This is a genomic window from Streptomyces sp. NPDC091292, assembly GCF_044757265.1.
GTDB lineage: Bacteria > Actinomycetota > Actinomycetes > Streptomycetales > Streptomycetaceae > Streptomyces.
Genome location: NZ_JBIVUQ010000007.1, coordinates 22,763 through 36,201, shown reverse-complemented (window position 1 = coordinate 36,201; position 13,439 = coordinate 22,763). Strand labels below are relative to the sequence as shown.

Below are 13,439 nucleotides of genomic sequence, written 5' to 3'. Positions count from 1 at the left end.
CACGGCCCCCGTACGACCCCCCACGGAAGCGACACCGGTACCCGCATGATCCTCACCGTCACGCCCAACCCGTCCCTGGACCGCACCTACGAGGTGCCGTCCCTGGACCGAGGTGAGGTTGTCCGCGCCACCACCGACCGCATGGACCCCGGCGGCAAGGGCGTCAACGTCTCCCGCGCGGTCGCCGCCGCCGGCCGCCGCACGGTCGCCGTCCTGCCCCTGGGCGGCGCGCCCGGCGCCCTCGTCGCCGAACTCCTCGACGCCCAGGGCATCGAGGTGGCGCCGGTCGCCGTGGCCGGACAGACCCGGTCCAACATCTCCCTCGCCGAACCCGACGGCACCCTCACGAAGATCAACGCCCCCGGGCCCGAACTCACCGCCGCCGAGGCCGAGGCGCTGCTCACCGCCGTCGGCGGACAGTCCGCGGGCGCCGACTGGATCGCCTGCTGCGGCAGCCTCCCGCGCGGCCTCGCCCCCTCCTGGTACGCCGCGCTCGTGGCCCGCGCCCACGCCGCCGGCGCCCGTATCGCCCTCGACACCTCGGGCCCCGCGCTCCTCGCCGCGCTGCGCGAACGCCCCGACGTCGTCAAACCGAACGCCGAAGAACTCGCCGAGGCCGTCGGCCGCCCCCTCGCCACCGTCGGCGACGCCGTCAAGGCCGCCGACGAGCTGCGCGCGCTCGGCGCCCGCGCCGTCCTCGCCAGCCTCGGCGCCGACGGGCAGCTCCTCGTGGACGACAGCGGTACGTACTTCGGCAGCGCCCCCGTCGACGCCGTACGCAGCGATGTGGGCGCCGGGGACTCCTCGCTCGCCGGTTTCCTGATCGCGGGCGGCACGGGACCGGGCGCCCTCGCCTCCGCCGTCGCCCACGGCGCCGCCGCCGTACGCCTGCCCGGCAGCGCCATGCCCGCCCCGTCCGACCTCGCACCCGACGCGGTGACCGTCACGGCGGACGTACCGCTGGACCGCGTACTGACCACAACCGTTATGACCGCTGCGCAAAGGAGCCCGCGATGAGCGACCTGATCACCGCGGACCTGGTCGATCTCGAACTCGACCTGTCCGCCGACACCAAGGAGGCGGCGGCCCGCGCCCTCGCCGAGCGGATGGTGGCCCTGGGCCGGGTGACCGACCTGGAGGGTTTCCTCGCCGATGTCGCGGCCCGCGAGGCCCAGATGCCGACCGGCCTCGACGGCGGCATCGGCATCCCGCACTGCCGCAGCGCCTACGTCACCGAGCCGACCCTCGCCTTCGGCCGCAGCGCCCGGGGCATCGACTTCGGCGCCCCGGACGGCCCGGCCGACCTGATCTTCCTGATAGCGGCCCCGTCAGGAGCCGACGACACCCACCTGACAATCCTGTCGTCCCTGGCCCGCCACTTGATGAACACCGAGTTCAAGACGTCCCTACGCGGGGCGACGAACCCGGGAACGGCAGCGGCACTGATCCGAGGCGAAACCCCCACGAAGCCTGCGGCGCCCGCATCCGGGACCCCTGCTGAGGGGGCTGCTCCGGCCACCCGCGCTGCGGAGGCCGCCCCCTCCGCCGCTGTTCCGGCAGAACCTGCTGCGGTCGCCGCTCCGGCTGACCCCGCTGCCACCGCTGCTGCGGCTGTTCCTGGTGCGTCCGCTGAGCCTGCTGCCGCCGGGGTTCCGGGTGCTCCGGCTGGCGCCGCTTCCGCTGAGCCTGCTGTTGCCGCGGTTCCGGGTGCCCCTGCTGCCGCTGCGTCTGCTGCCGCCGCCCCCGCCGACCCCGCTGCTTCTGCTGCCGCCGCCCCAGCCGAACCTGCTGCCACCGCCGCTGCCGCCGCTCCCGCCGACCCCGCTGCTGCCGCAGCCGACACGCACCCCGACCCTGCTGTGGGCAGCTGTTCCGCTGGGGCGATGGGGGTCCCCCCGGTCGAGCGAAGCCGAGACTGGGGGAGGGTGGGCACAGCCCCAAGTGCCGGGGACCCGGAAGACAACGGCACCCAAGCACCGCCCACCCCAGCACCCCGCTTCCGCATAGTCGCCGTAACCTCCTGCCCCACCGGAATCGCCCACACCTACATGGCCGCGGAAGCCCTCGAATCCGCAGGCCGCGAGGCCAACATCGACCTGGTCGTGGAACCCCAGGGCTCCGCCGGCTTCACCCGCATCCCCGCAGAAACCATCGCCGCCGCAGACGCCGTGATCTTCGCCCACGACGTCCCCGTAAGAGAAAAGTCCCGCTTCGCGGGCAAACCCACCATCGACGTCGGCGTCAAGGCCGGCATCAACCGCCCCGCCGCCCTCATCGCGGAGGCCCGCGAGAAGGCCGCCCGAGGCGACACGACGGCCACGGCCCCCACCACCCCGGTGGACTCCGCAGGCGAAACCACCGACGGATACGGCACAAAGCTCCGCAAATGGCTGATGTCGGGCGTCAGCTACATGGTCCCCTTCGTAGCCGCCGGAGGCCTCCTCATCGCCCTCGGCTTCGCGATCGGCGGCTACGAGATCAACAAGGCGCCGTCCGTCGCCGAACACTTCGCCTGGACCGACCACACCAGTTGGGCCGCCCTGATGTTCCAGGTCGGCGGCCTGGCCTTCAGCTTCCTCATCCCCGTACTCGCCGGCTACATCGCCTACGGCATGGCCGACCGCCCCGGCCTCGTCCCCGGCTTCGTCGGCGGCTCGGTCGCCGTCACCATCAACGCCGGCTTCCTCGGCGGCCTCGCCGCGGGCCTGATCGCGGGCGGAGTGGTCCTCGGAATCCAACGGTTCCGCATCCCCGCACCGCTGCGCGGGATCATGCCGGTGGTCGTGATCCCCCTCGTGTCGTCGGCGATCGTCGGCTTCCTGATGTTCCTGGTCGTCGGCAAACCCCTGGCCTCGCTCCAGAGCGCCCTCACCGACTGGCTGGAGGGCCTCAGCGGAGCCAACGCGATCATCCTCGGCGTCATCCTCGGCCTGATGATGTGTTTCGACCTCGGCGGCCCCCTCAACAAAGTGGCATATGCCTTCGCGGTCGGCGGCCTCGCCAACCCCACCGACGGCTCCCTCAAGGTCATGGCCGCCGTGATGGCCGCCGGCATGGTCCCGCCGCTGGCCATGGCGCTCGCGACGACCGTACGCGGCCGGCTCTTCACCCGCGCCGAACGCGAGAACGGCAAGGCCGCATGGTTCCTCGGCGCCTCCTTCATCACCGAGGGCGCCATCCCCTTCGCGGCGGCCGACCCGCTGCGCGTCATCCCCAGCGCGATGGCGGGCGGCGCGGTCACCGGCGCCCTGTCCATGGCCTTCGGCTGCACCCTGCGCGCCCCGCACGGCGGCATCTTCGTGGTCCCCCTCATCGGCCAGCCTCTCCTCTACCTGGTCGCGATCGCGGCCGGGGTGTGCGTGTCGACCGCACTGGTCGTGGCGCTGAAGGGCGCCCGGAAGACCACCCCGGGCAGCACTCCCGGCGCCGGGGCCGCGACGGAGGGCGCGGAGGCCGCCGACACCTCTGTCGCCGCCCAGTCGGCCAAGGAGCCGGCGGTCGCCTGACACCCGCGACACCCGCGACGCGCGCGCGGCGAGCGAGACCCGGGTCACCGTGAGGCGACCCGGGTCGCTGTGCGAGATACGTCACTTGAGGGGCTTAAGTCCGCTTCGGCCCTGTCGGACATGCCCCGGCATGGGGTCTACTGGGCCGCATGTCCGAGCACCTGTCGATCGTCCAGCAGCTGGGCGTGGCCGCCCTCGTCCTGGCGTCCGTCCTCTGGGTCGCCGGTCTGGCCAGGATGCTGCGCCGCGACCACGCCGCCCTGATGACCGACCCCCGGTCCCTGCGCGCCCTGCCCCGCCAGTCGCCCCCGCTCGTGGAGTGCGTGGAACTCTCCCCGCACGAACGCGACGCCTTCGCCGGTCTGGTACGCCAGTTCAGCAAGGGCCACTGAGCGGACACCGGCACCGGCACCGTCACCGATACCGGCATCGACACCGGCATCACCACTGGCACCACCGCCCGCTCACGGTCGCCCCGCGCACCGCCTACTGCGCCCGGGAAGCCCGCCGCCCCATCGCCTCACGAGCCGCGCCCTCACTCCCGTAGACCTCGCACATGTGGCGCCCGTCCGGCGTCGCCGTGTGCTCGACCTCCCACAGGCTGACCTCGCTGCCGTCGCCGAGCAGAAACGCGTGCTCGTACAGCGAGAAGCCGATATTGCTCTCCCCGCTCGGCAACGGCCGCCCGAACGCCTGCGTGATCTGATGCGCGCACGCCCCGCTCAACAGCAGCGCCGTCTCCGGGCCCGGCCCGTCCGCGTTCTCCGCGCGCCGCAGCAGTCTGCGCGCGTGATCCGCCGAATCGTCCGGCGTGTACGCGTGCCGGGGACGCGGCACCGGCGGCAACTGCACCGCCGGCGGCAGCTCGAAGTCCGGCGTCTCGGCCGGCAACGGCAGCCGCGACGTCGCGACCCGCAGCTCGTCCTCGTCCGTGTACACCTCGTGCAGCAGCCGCTCCGGGATGTCCGGGCCCGTGTTGTGCACCAGCTCCCACAGCGTCACCGCGCTGCCGTCGGCGAGCAGCCAGGTGTGCCGGTACGTCTCACGGTGCAGGCCCGCGCTGTGGTGCGCGGAGTGCAGCGAACTGTCGTGCGCCAGGGCGCAGTCGAGGAGCCGTATCGTCTCGTCCGGCAGTTCGAAGGAGTTCAGAGCACGCCCGAGGAGCCGGTCCAAGTGCTCTTCTGGAGACTCGGACGACTCGGGTGGCTCGTGCGCTGTCTCGTACGGAACGCTCAAGGCACCTCCCCGTGTTCGCTGCATGTCACTTCGTGGGTGCATACCGTAGCCCCTTGGCCGGACATCATGCCCGGGTTCCAGAAAAACGTACGGGCCGCGCGGAAGGTTCCCGCGCGGCCCTCGCCTCCACCAGGTCAACTGCCGTGTGACGGGTGGTGTTTGTGCGATTCCTTACACCCGTCCGACAGCCCCTGGGGCACCCTTCTCCGTGGCACCTCACATCTCAGTGGCACCTCACACGGCGCTGCCCGCCTGCCAGTCGCTCCACGAGAGGTTCCAGCCGTTGAGCCCGTTGTCCGGCGCGATGGTCTTGTCCGGCGAGTTCTTGACCGTCACGACGTCCCCGATCAGGGAGTTGTCGTAGAACCACTTCGCCGGTGTGTCCCCCTGCGCGCCCTGCACATCCGCAAGCCCCACACACCCGTGGCTCGTACCCGCCCGTCCGAACGGCGGATTCCCCCTCGGGTACCAGTAGTTGCCGTGGATGAACGTCCCCGACGACGACAACCGCATCGCGTGCGGCACATCCGGAATGTCGTACTCCCCGCCGAACCCGACCGTCGACCCGTTCATCCGCGTCTGCTTGAACTTCTCCGAGATCACCATCTGCCCGTTGTACGTGGTGTTCTGCGGGCTGCCCGCCGAGATCGGGATCGTCTTCACCGTCTGCCCGTCCCGGACGACCGTCATCGTCTGCGTCGCCGCATCCACCGTCGACACCTGCGACCGGCCGATCGTGAACGTCACCGTCTTGTCCTGCACCCCGAAGACACCGTTCGCCCCCTCGACACCGTCCAGGGCGATCCGCATCGTCACCTTCGACCCGGCCTTCCAGTACTCCTCGGGCCGGAAGTCCAACCGCTGCGCCCCGAACCAGTGCCCCACCACCTGCTGGCCACTGCTCGACGTCACCGTGATGCTCTTCTGCACGTCCTTCCGCGCGGTGATCGCCTTGTCGAACGTGAACGACACCGGCATCCCCACCCCCACCGTCGTCCCACCGTCCGGCGCGTACGTCCCGATGAAGCTGTTGTCGTTCGACACCGTCGTGAAGATGGAGTTCGCCGCCGACGTACGCCCCTCGGCATCCTTCGCCGTCGCCGATATCCGGTACTTCGTCCCGCGCTCCAACTGCTCCTTCGGCTTCCACCCCGAACCGTCCGCCGAGATCGCCCCCGCCACGGCCTTCCCCGAAGCGGACTCCGTCATCGTCACCTCGGTCAGCCGGCCGTCCTTGACCTTCACCCCGGTCGCGTTGATCGACGCCCCCGTCGAACCGTCCTTCGCCGAGATCGTGATCGCCGCCGTCGACGTGTCAGGGCCGCCCTTGTCATCCCCCTTGCCGCCCTTGTTGTCCGCCTTGGCGCTGCCCCCGCACGCCGACAGGGCGAGCGCACCCACCGCGAACGCCGCCGTCGCCACCAGCGCCCGCCGCGTCGCCCGCCGCCGGGACGGCCGGTGCGGTCCGTTCTGCTGCGCGACCATGTCCACCGTTGTCACGTGCTGCTCCAGGAAGTCGTCTCTGCTCAGATCTGCCCCGGCGGTGCACCCAGGCGTGAACAGAGAGCCCCCGCAACCTGGAGCCGTTCCTTCCGGTTCTGAACCGTGACGTGCCGCCCCCGAGCCAGGCCTCAGCCGATCAGCCGGCGGCGCCACTCCAGCGGCGTGACGGTGATGGCCCGACCGGGATCGCGGTCCCACTCGGCGCGCAGACCGACCGCTCCGAAGGCAGCCACGACCTCCTCACCGATGGCGGCGGTGGTCTCGTCCGACCCGTCGAAACCCCCGTAGAGCAGCGTCAGCCCCTGCCCGCGCGCGGCGGAGTCCACACACTGCGAGTGGAAATAGACAAAGCCACGAGCGCCAGGCCCGCCCTCGCCCCCGATCTCCGCATCGCCGCAACTACGGCAACAGGCGAAATTCTCCCGAGCGGTGACACCGGCCTCCCGCAGAGCGGCGAACGCGCGAGTGACCCGCTCCGGATCGGTCTCACCCCGCCAACCCGCCTGCTCCGCCACCCGCTCCTCCCACAACCGGTCGGCCAACACCACCGCCTGACCACGCGACACCGGACGACGCCCCGCCGTGACCAGATACTCCTCGGCGACCTCCGCCAGCTCGGCCCGCGACGCATAGCCCCCGACCAGCACCTCACGGACCCGCCCCTCCAACTCCTCCCGCTCACCCGCACCGAGATCGAGCGGCGGCACCTCGGGAAAGGGCCCCAAATCCAGCAACTCCCACACCGGACCCCCGCCACCCCCACCGGACTCCTGCCGCGCCCAGCCGGTCAGCACAGCGACCACGGCCTCGGGACCGTCGACCGTCGCCTCGAAATGCCGGTCGGCGGCCCCGTCACGACGCTCCAACGTGTAGTCCCCACCCGCCTCATGCCACACCTGTGCGAAGACATCAGGCAGATCAGGTATCCGCTGAACCACCAAAAACCGATCCCCCTCCCCACCAATACGCCGCACCAGCCCACCCAACTCCTCAACACCCACCCGCACATACCGCTGCCCAAGCTCGGTCCCCACCACAATCTCCAACATCCCCAAACCCTGACACACCCCACTGACACCGACCCCCGAACGCCAACCGGCCGTGTCACCGGTGATGATCGCCCTCGCCCGCGAGACCTACCCGGACCTGCGCTTCGAGATCGGTTCGATGGACGCCCTGGACCTGGCCACGCAACGGGGAACGCTTCCAAGGGAGCCAACCCAGGTGACCGTTCGCCCGTGAAGGGCCGCCTGGCAGTCCCCCGCCTCTCCTCACGCCCCGTACAGCTCCCCGTACGACGGAAACACCCCGCCCGGTCCCGCCACCGATTCCCCCGCCCGCACCGCCCGCACGATCGACCGCGTCACCATGTCCGCGCCCGCCGCCAGGATCTCGTTGAGCGCGAGCGGATCCCCCTGCGCCAACGGCACCGCCCCCGTCGCCAACGCGAACACCGTGTCCCCGTCGTTCAGCAGATGCACCGGCCGCACGGCACGGGCGATCCCGTCATGCGCGGTACCGGCCAGCTTCTGGGCCTGGGCCCGGGTGAGATCGGCGTCGGTGGCCACTACGGCGAGGGTGGTGTTCAAGGGGGTGTCCAAGGGGGAGGGGGCCCCTCCCCCTCCCCCCTCCCCACCCCTCCCCATCCCCGCCCCGCCCCCGCCCGCTGTCAGGGCTTCCGTCTCGGCCAGCCCTTCCAGCCGCGCCAGCGCAGCCTCGCGCACCCCCTCCTCCGGGTAACTCACCCGCCCTTCGAAGTACTCGCCGTACAGCACGCCCGTCTCCGGATCCACCGCCGAACCCGCGGCGTTCGCGACGACCAGGGCCGCCACCGTGATGCCCGACGCGAGACGGACGCTTGCCGTGCCGACGCCGCCCCTGAGCCGGCCGACCACGCTGCCCGTGCCCGCACCCACGGTGCCGGTCGCCACCGGCGCCCCGAGCGCGGTGGCCGCCGCCGCTTCCACGGCCGTCCGGCCCGTCGACGCGTCCGGCCTGGCCCGGAAGTCGCCGCCGCGCCCCAGGTCGAAGACGCACGCGGCCGGTACCACCGGAACGACATGAGCCGGATCGACGCCCACCCGGACTCCCCGCCGCTGCTCCTCCAGCCAGGCCATCACCCCCGTCGCCGCGTCGAGCCCGTACGCGCTGCCCCCGGTGAGGACGACCGCCTCGACCTTCTGGACCAGGTTCCGCGGGTCGAGCGCGTCCGTCTCCTTGGTGCCGGGGCCGCCACCCCGTACGTCGACCGCCGCCGTCACCCCGCCCTCCGGCGCCAGCACCACCGTCGTACCGGTGAGATGACCGCCTCCGGTGAGGGTGGCGTGCCCGACGCGCAGGCCGATGACGTCCGTCAGCGCGTCGACCAGTGCGGCGACCGGGGGAGCCGCACGGTCCTTGGTGCCGTCCTCGGTGTGGTCGTTCGCGTCGTGGCTCGTGTGGTCCTGTGCGTGATCCGTCATGGCAATGTGCGTATCACGTGCGGTGCCGTACCGGCATTGACGCGCTCGCCGCGGAATCTCCCTACTCGTCGAGACCTACTCCGGACCCGCCACGCCGATCAGATGTCCCTCCGGGTCGGTGAACTGGCCGACCACGAGGGTTCCGGGGGTGCCCTCGGGGCCCATCCGGCGTTTTCCGCCGAGGCTCTCCGCCTTCTGCAGGGCGGCTTCCACGTTGTCGACGCCGACGTAGAACAGGACACGGCCCGCGTAGCCTTCGCCGCCGCCGACCCCGCCGTTGATGCCGCCGGTGGTGTTCCCGTCCACGAATCCGTAGTTCCCGGGCGCGGAGACGGCTTCGCTGGCCGTGTCGCCCACGGCGTACTCCCATCCGAACAGCTCGCCGTAGTAGTCGCGGAGTTTCGCCGGGTCGCCTCCGATGATCTCGAAATGCACAACCGGTTGTCCCATCACATGACCTTTCCGATCCGATGCGACTGCTTTGCCATGGAGACTCCTGCGAACGGTGAATCTCATCGGGCGACGGCGGCTGCCGTGTCTCTGCGAGGTCCGGGTCCGCGTCATGCGGGGCGGGGCGCGGGCCGCCGAGCGGTCATCCGTGCCGTGAGGGTGACGCCCACCGCGATCGTCGCCGTCAGGACCAGGCCGGCCGCCAGGGCCGCCCACCGTCCGGCGAACGTGCACGCGAGCACCGCCAACGTCGACACCGGCAGCACCAGTTGCTGTGCGATCCCCACCTTGAAGTACCGCGCGTGCAACGCCCACACCATCAGCAGGTACAACGCCGTCGGAATCGTCACCGAGGCCGCCGCCGCGAGCTGCGAGATGTGCGCCGCGCCCACCGTCTGTTCCACGGCCACCTCGACCCCCGCACCGATCGCCGCCGCGGCACCGAGGATCAGATAGTGCCCGTATCCCCAGAGGAACGCCTGCCGGTTGCCGCGCAGCCGGCCGTGGATCGGTACCACGAAGTAGATCCACCAGGCGGCGAACACGATCAGCAGTCCGCCGACCGCGAGCGGTAGCAGCTCGCCGAGGGCGTCGTGTTCGACCACCGCCGACTTCACGGCCACCGTGGCCGCCGCGACCGACTCGCCCAGGACGATGATCGTGAACAGTCCGTACCGCTCCGAGATGTGGTGCGGGTGCCACGCAGTCGCGTAGTTCCTCTCCGCGAACGCCGGTACGGAGATCTCCACGAGCGCCATCACCAGGAACGCCCAGCCCCGGCCCGCCTCCGGCAGGAACAGCAGCGACAGCCATCCGACCTGGCACAGCGACACCCCGCCCGCATATCGCAGGGCCATCCGGCGTTCGGCCCCCGAGCACGACGCCGCCACGCGCAGCCACTGGCTTACCAGCGCCAGCCGCATGATCAGATAGCCGAGCCAGAGGACGAAGAAGTCGTGCTCGAACGCCTTCGAGATGCCTGCGGCGAGGACCAGCACTCCGGCGATCTGGATCAGTGTGACGACCCGGTACAGCACGTCGTCGTTGTCGTACGCCGAGGCGAACCAGCTGAAGTTGACCCAGGCCCAGTAGATCGCGAAGAAGACCATCGCGTAGTTGAGAAGGCCCGTCCCCGCGTGGTGTTCCGCGATGGAGTGCACCAGCTCCACGCCCGCCTGTGCCACCGCCACGACGAAGCAGAGGTCGAAGAACAGCTCCAGCGGCGAGGCGACCCGGTGCCCCTCCTCGCGCCCGCGGGCGACCAGCGGACGGATCGGGCGCCCGGCCCCACCGGGCGGCCCGGCAGACCCGGCGGTGGCGGTGGGGCGGGCGGGGTCGCCCGGACCGGGCGCGGGTGAAGGCGTGGGGGTCATGCCTCCAGCACAGCAGAAGCGCCCGCCGTACCAGGGTCGCCACGGGGATGTGTCGGGCGGCCGGGCCGCCGTGCGTCGCCGCTGCGTACCCTGGAGGCATGAGCACCGCACCCGCATCCGAGCCGCGCGATCCGAAGGACGCGCTGGTCTTCGACGATCCGCTGGCGCGGCAGTCGTCCGACGACACGGACCGTGGATGGGGCGAGCGGCCCGCCGGGACCGGCGACAGCGCCGCCGACCTCGCCCGTTTCCTCGACGAGAAGCCGCCCCACCACATCTGAGCCCGGCGGCCGGCTACCCCCGGTCGGGACCGGGGTTCGGGCCGCGCTGCGCCACCAGGGCGTCGCGGATCTCCTTGAGGACCTCCAGCTCCGACACCTCGATGACCTCCTGCGCGCCCTCCTTGGCCGCCTTCCGGTCGGCCTGGCGCGCCAGGTACTTCGACATCGGCAGGACCATCAGGAAGTACACGACGGCCGCTGTGATCAGGAAGGTCAGGGTGGCGCTCAGGACCGAGCCCCACATGATCGGGATACCGCTGGTGACCGTGCCGTCCTTGGCCACTGCGCACGGTGGCTTGAGACACGAGGTGTAGTGGTCCAGATCCTTCGTTCCGAAGGCTCCCACGAGCGGGTTGATCACGCCCTTCACCACCGAGTTCACGATGTTGGTGAAGGCGGCGCCGATGACCACCGCGACGGCCAGATCGACGACATTCCCTCGCATGAGGAAAGCCTTGAAGCCCTCCCATACGCTCGGCTTCTTCTTCTCGCTCACCACGAGGCCCTTCTTCACATGTACAGGTTGTGGAGTAATCAGCTCCGCAACCTACGACAGGGCGTGGCGGCCCTGTCCAATCGCGTCCCGCGATCGAGCGACTTGACAGTGAATCGCTGACGTCGCGGCCGGAGTGTGCCGAGTGTGACGCGGTGACATCTTGGGTCCCGGGCATCAACACAGAGTCACCACCAGTCGCGAAGTTGCGCCGGCACCCGCCAGCCGCGTGGCCGTCGCCCTGGGCACGGCCAGGACCACCAACGCCCCGCCCTCCGTGGCGATCCCGCCCGTCTCCGCGGGTCCCGTGCCGTCGAAAGGCTCGGGCACCTCCATGACCCGTACCCCCGACGCCACCACCCGGGCTGCCCCGCCGTCGGTCGCCGCACCGTCCGTGCTGTCGGTGCTGTCCACACCGCCCGCCGCCGCGACCACGTCGATCCGGTCGCCCGGCCGCAGTAACCGCACGGTCGCCGCATCGGCGATCCGCACCGGCGCGCCGACCAACTCGGGGGCGCGTCCGCCCTCTTCGTGCGCCGCCACCGTCTGCCCCCGCGCCTGCGCACGTGCCGTCTCAGGCGCCCCCGGTCCCGAATCCGCGCCAGGACCCGCCGCGGACCCCGGCTCCGGTCCCGGTGGCTCCCCGGACCTCGTGGTGATCAGCGCCACCGCCGTCGCCGCGAGGACCGCGGCCATGGCCCGCCGCCGGTGCCGCAGCAGCCATCGCGGTGCGAACCGCCGGCCGCGCACCCGCAGGGGAGGAAAGGGCGGGACTTCGCAGGTCGGTGGAGCCTCGCCCCGCGACGAGAGGGACGGGGCCGGGAAGGGAACCGAGCCGGACGCCGCAGCCGGGGAGCAAGGCGCCAGGAGGGGCGCCGGGGACAAGGTCGCCGGGGAAGGGGAAGGGGAAGAGGTCGGGAAGGGAGCAGGGAACGGGGCCGGGAATTCGGCCGGGAACTGTGTCATGGGAGACCACCGCCGTCGGTGAGGAGCCGCTGTGTCCTCCCACCTTGAGGCTTCCCGCCGAACCCCGCTGAGCCCTGTGGACCACCGCCGAATTGTGGACAACTCCCTCACCCGAAGGGGAAGTTCCGCCAAGTTCCGCCAAGTCGGGGCAGTGCCCACCTCACCTCACGGCAGCTCGATCCCCGTATCCATGCCCCCGAGCGCCCCCGCACACAAACAGTCCCGCTCCCCACTCTCCGGCAGCTCCGCCACCGCGTCGAACAGCACCGACCGCAGCCGGTCCACGTTGGAAGCGAAGACCTTCAGGACCTCTTCGTGGGAGACGCCCTCGCCGGTCTCGGCGCCCGCGTCGAGGTCGGTGACCAGGGTCAACGACGTGTAGCACAGCTCCAGTTCACGGGCGAGTACGGCCTCCGGGTGGCCCGTCATCCCGACCACCGACCAGCCCTGCGCGGCATGCCACTTCGACTCGGCGCGGGTCGAGAAGCGGGGCCCTTCGACCACGACGAGGGTGCCGCCGTCCACCGGCTCCCAGTCGCGTCCCCGGGCGGCCTTGACGGCGACCCGGCGTCCGACGGGGCAGTACGGGTCGGCGAAGGTCATGTGGACGACATGGGGCACCGTGCCGTCGGGCAGCGGGAACCCGTCGAAGTACGTCTGCGCGCGCGCCTTCGTACGGTCCACGAGCTGGTCGGGGACGAGCAGGGTGCCGGGTCCGTACTCGGGTCGCAGCCCGCCCACCGCACACGGGCCGAGGATCTGGCGCGCGCCGACGGAGCGCAGGGCCCACAGGTTGGCGCGGTAGTTGATGCGGTGCGGCGGCAGGTGGTGCCCGCGGCCGTGGCGGGGGAGGAAGGCGACCCGGCGGCCGGCGATCTCACCGAGGAACAGGGAGTCGCTCGGCGCTCCGTAGGGGGTGTCGACCTGGACCTCGGTCACATTGTCGAGGAAGGAGTAGAAGCCCGAGCCGCCGATGACACCGATCTCGGCCTTCGCCCGGGGCGCGTTCGTCGTATTCGCCATGACCAGCACAGTAGCCGGGCTGGTGCGTCCGCCGTGGCGTGGCCCGGGAACGCCGAAGACCCCGCCGTCGGGAAAACGGCAGGGTCTCCTGAGCCAGGATCTGGTGGCCCGCCTACGCGCCTGCGCGCGTATGTGCCTCTGCGCGC

Annotated in this window: 13 protein-coding genes and 1 pseudogene; 5 read left to right on the top strand and 9 right to left on the bottom strand. The window is 71.3% G+C overall.

What is annotated here, in order from left to right:
* Positions 1–45: 45 nt before the first annotated feature.
* The 3 genes from pfkB (at position 46) to ACIQNU_RS20455 (ending at position 3,898) form a co-directional block, all read left to right on the top strand.
* Positions 46–1,017, top strand: coding sequence for a 1-phosphofructokinase (pfkB, locus tag ACIQNU_RS20465; RefSeq protein WP_401368964.1), 972 nt, complete (start codon positions 46–48; stop codon positions 1,015–1,017).
* The gene (locus tag ACIQNU_RS20460; RefSeq protein ID WP_401368158.1) at positions 1,014–3,506 is read left to right on the top strand and encodes a fructose-specific PTS transporter subunit EIIC; all 2,493 of its coding nucleotides are present in this window, start codon (positions 1,014–1,016) and stop codon (positions 3,504–3,506) included. Before pfkB ends, ACIQNU_RS20460 begins: the two co-directional genes overlap by 4 nt.
* Positions 3,507–3,655: 149 nt before the next feature.
* Complete coding sequence (locus tag ACIQNU_RS20455; RefSeq protein ID WP_401368156.1) at positions 3,656–3,898, top strand: hypothetical protein; 243 nt, start codon at positions 3,656–3,658, stop codon at positions 3,896–3,898.
* A 94-nt stretch (positions 3,899–3,992) separates the two neighbouring features.
* Here the strand turns inward: ACIQNU_RS20455 and ACIQNU_RS20450 are convergent, their stop codons facing one another.
* From ACIQNU_RS20450 to ACIQNU_RS20440, 3 genes are all read right to left on the bottom strand, one after another.
* Positions 3,993–4,742 carry a DUF6227 family protein gene (locus tag ACIQNU_RS20450; protein WP_401368154.1) on the bottom strand — a complete coding sequence of 250 codons (750 nt, stop codon included), beginning with the start codon at positions 4,740–4,742 and terminating at the stop codon, positions 3,993–3,995.
* A gap of 234 nt (positions 4,743–4,976) precedes the next feature.
* Entirely contained in the window at positions 4,977–6,227 is a 1,251-nt protein-coding gene (locus ACIQNU_RS20445; RefSeq protein WP_401368962.1) for an Ig-like domain-containing protein, read from the bottom strand.
* A gap of 146 nt (positions 6,228–6,373) precedes the next feature.
* Complete coding sequence (locus ACIQNU_RS20440) at positions 6,374–7,294, bottom strand: DUF6891 domain-containing protein (protein ID WP_401368152.1); 921 nt, start codon at positions 7,292–7,294, stop codon at positions 6,374–6,376.
* A 52-nt stretch (positions 7,295–7,346) separates the two neighbouring features.
* On the opposite strand from ACIQNU_RS20440, the pseudogene ACIQNU_RS20435 reads away from it, so the two are divergent.
* Positions 7,347–7,433: pseudogene (locus ACIQNU_RS20435) on the top strand (SAM-dependent methyltransferase); the annotation flags it as partial.
* A gap of 83 nt (positions 7,434–7,516) precedes the next feature.
* Here the strand turns inward: ACIQNU_RS20435 and ACIQNU_RS20430 are convergent.
* From ACIQNU_RS20430 to ACIQNU_RS20420, 3 genes are all read right to left on the bottom strand, one after another.
* On the bottom strand, positions 7,517–8,602 hold the full coding sequence (locus tag ACIQNU_RS20430; protein ID WP_401368960.1) for a P1 family peptidase: 1,086 nt from the start codon (positions 8,600–8,602) through the stop codon (positions 7,517–7,519).
* 180 nt (positions 8,603–8,782) lie between these two features.
* Entirely contained in the window at positions 8,783–9,157 is a 375-nt protein-coding gene (locus ACIQNU_RS20425) for a VOC family protein (protein ID WP_401368150.1), read from the bottom strand.
* A 110-nt stretch (positions 9,158–9,267) separates the two neighbouring features.
* Positions 9,268–10,530 carry a low temperature requirement protein A gene (locus tag ACIQNU_RS20420; protein ID WP_401368149.1) on the bottom strand — a complete coding sequence of 421 codons (1,263 nt, stop codon included), beginning with the start codon at positions 10,528–10,530 and terminating at the stop codon, positions 9,268–9,270.
* A gap of 98 nt (positions 10,531–10,628) precedes the next feature.
* On the opposite strand from ACIQNU_RS20420, the gene ACIQNU_RS20415 reads away from it, so the two are divergent.
* Positions 10,629–10,811, top strand: a complete 183-nt coding sequence (locus ACIQNU_RS20415) for a hypothetical protein (RefSeq protein ID WP_401368147.1) — start codon at positions 10,629–10,631, stop codon at positions 10,809–10,811.
* 13 nt (positions 10,812–10,824) lie between these two features.
* Here ACIQNU_RS20415 and mscL read toward each other — a convergent pair whose 3' ends face one another.
* From mscL to ACIQNU_RS20400, 3 genes are all read right to left on the bottom strand, one after another.
* Positions 10,825–11,307: a large conductance mechanosensitive channel protein MscL gene (gene mscL / locus ACIQNU_RS20410; RefSeq protein WP_401368957.1), complete on the bottom strand. Its 483-nt coding sequence runs from the start codon at positions 11,305–11,307 to the stop codon at positions 10,825–10,827.
* A 174-nt stretch (positions 11,308–11,481) separates the two neighbouring features.
* Complete coding sequence (locus tag ACIQNU_RS20405; protein ID WP_401368145.1) at positions 11,482–11,847, bottom strand: RcpC/CpaB family pilus assembly protein; 366 nt, start codon at positions 11,845–11,847, stop codon at positions 11,482–11,484.
* A gap of 588 nt (positions 11,848–12,435) precedes the next feature.
* Positions 12,436–13,293 carry an S-methyl-5'-thioadenosine phosphorylase gene (locus ACIQNU_RS20400; RefSeq protein WP_401368142.1) on the bottom strand — a complete coding sequence of 286 codons (858 nt, stop codon included), beginning with the start codon at positions 13,291–13,293 and terminating at the stop codon, positions 12,436–12,438.
* Positions 13,294–13,439 lie beyond the last annotated feature (146 nt).

Excerpts from the sequence above, each read along its gene's own strand:
- ACIQNU_RS20420 (WP_401368149.1), bottom strand. The coding sequence starts at position 10,530 with ATGACCCCCACGCCTTCACCCGCGCCCGGTCCGGGCGACCCCGCCCGC.
- ACIQNU_RS20445 (WP_401368962.1), bottom strand. The coding sequence starts at position 6,227 with ATGGTCGCGCAGCAGAACGGACCGCACCGGCCGTCCCGGCGGCGGGCG.
- ACIQNU_RS20425 (WP_401368150.1), bottom strand. The coding sequence starts at position 9,157 with ATGGGACAACCGGTTGTGCATTTCGAGATCATCGGAGGCGACCCGGCG.
- ACIQNU_RS20440 (WP_401368152.1), bottom strand. The coding sequence starts at position 7,294 with ATGTTGGAGATTGTGGTGGGGACCGAGCTTGGGCAGCGGTATGTGCGG.
- ACIQNU_RS20460 (WP_401368158.1), top strand. The coding sequence starts at position 1,014 with ATGAGCGACCTGATCACCGCGGACCTGGTCGATCTCGAACTCGACCTG.
- ACIQNU_RS20415 (WP_401368147.1), top strand. The coding sequence starts at position 10,629 with ATGAGCACCGCACCCGCATCCGAGCCGCGCGATCCGAAGGACGCGCTG.
- ACIQNU_RS20400 (WP_401368142.1), bottom strand. The coding sequence starts at position 13,293 with ATGGCGAATACGACGAACGCGCCCCGGGCGAAGGCCGAGATCGGTGTC.
- ACIQNU_RS20455 (WP_401368156.1), top strand. The coding sequence starts at position 3,656 with ATGTCCGAGCACCTGTCGATCGTCCAGCAGCTGGGCGTGGCCGCCCTC.
- pfkB (WP_401368964.1), top strand. The coding sequence starts at position 46 with ATGATCCTCACCGTCACGCCCAACCCGTCCCTGGACCGCACCTACGAG.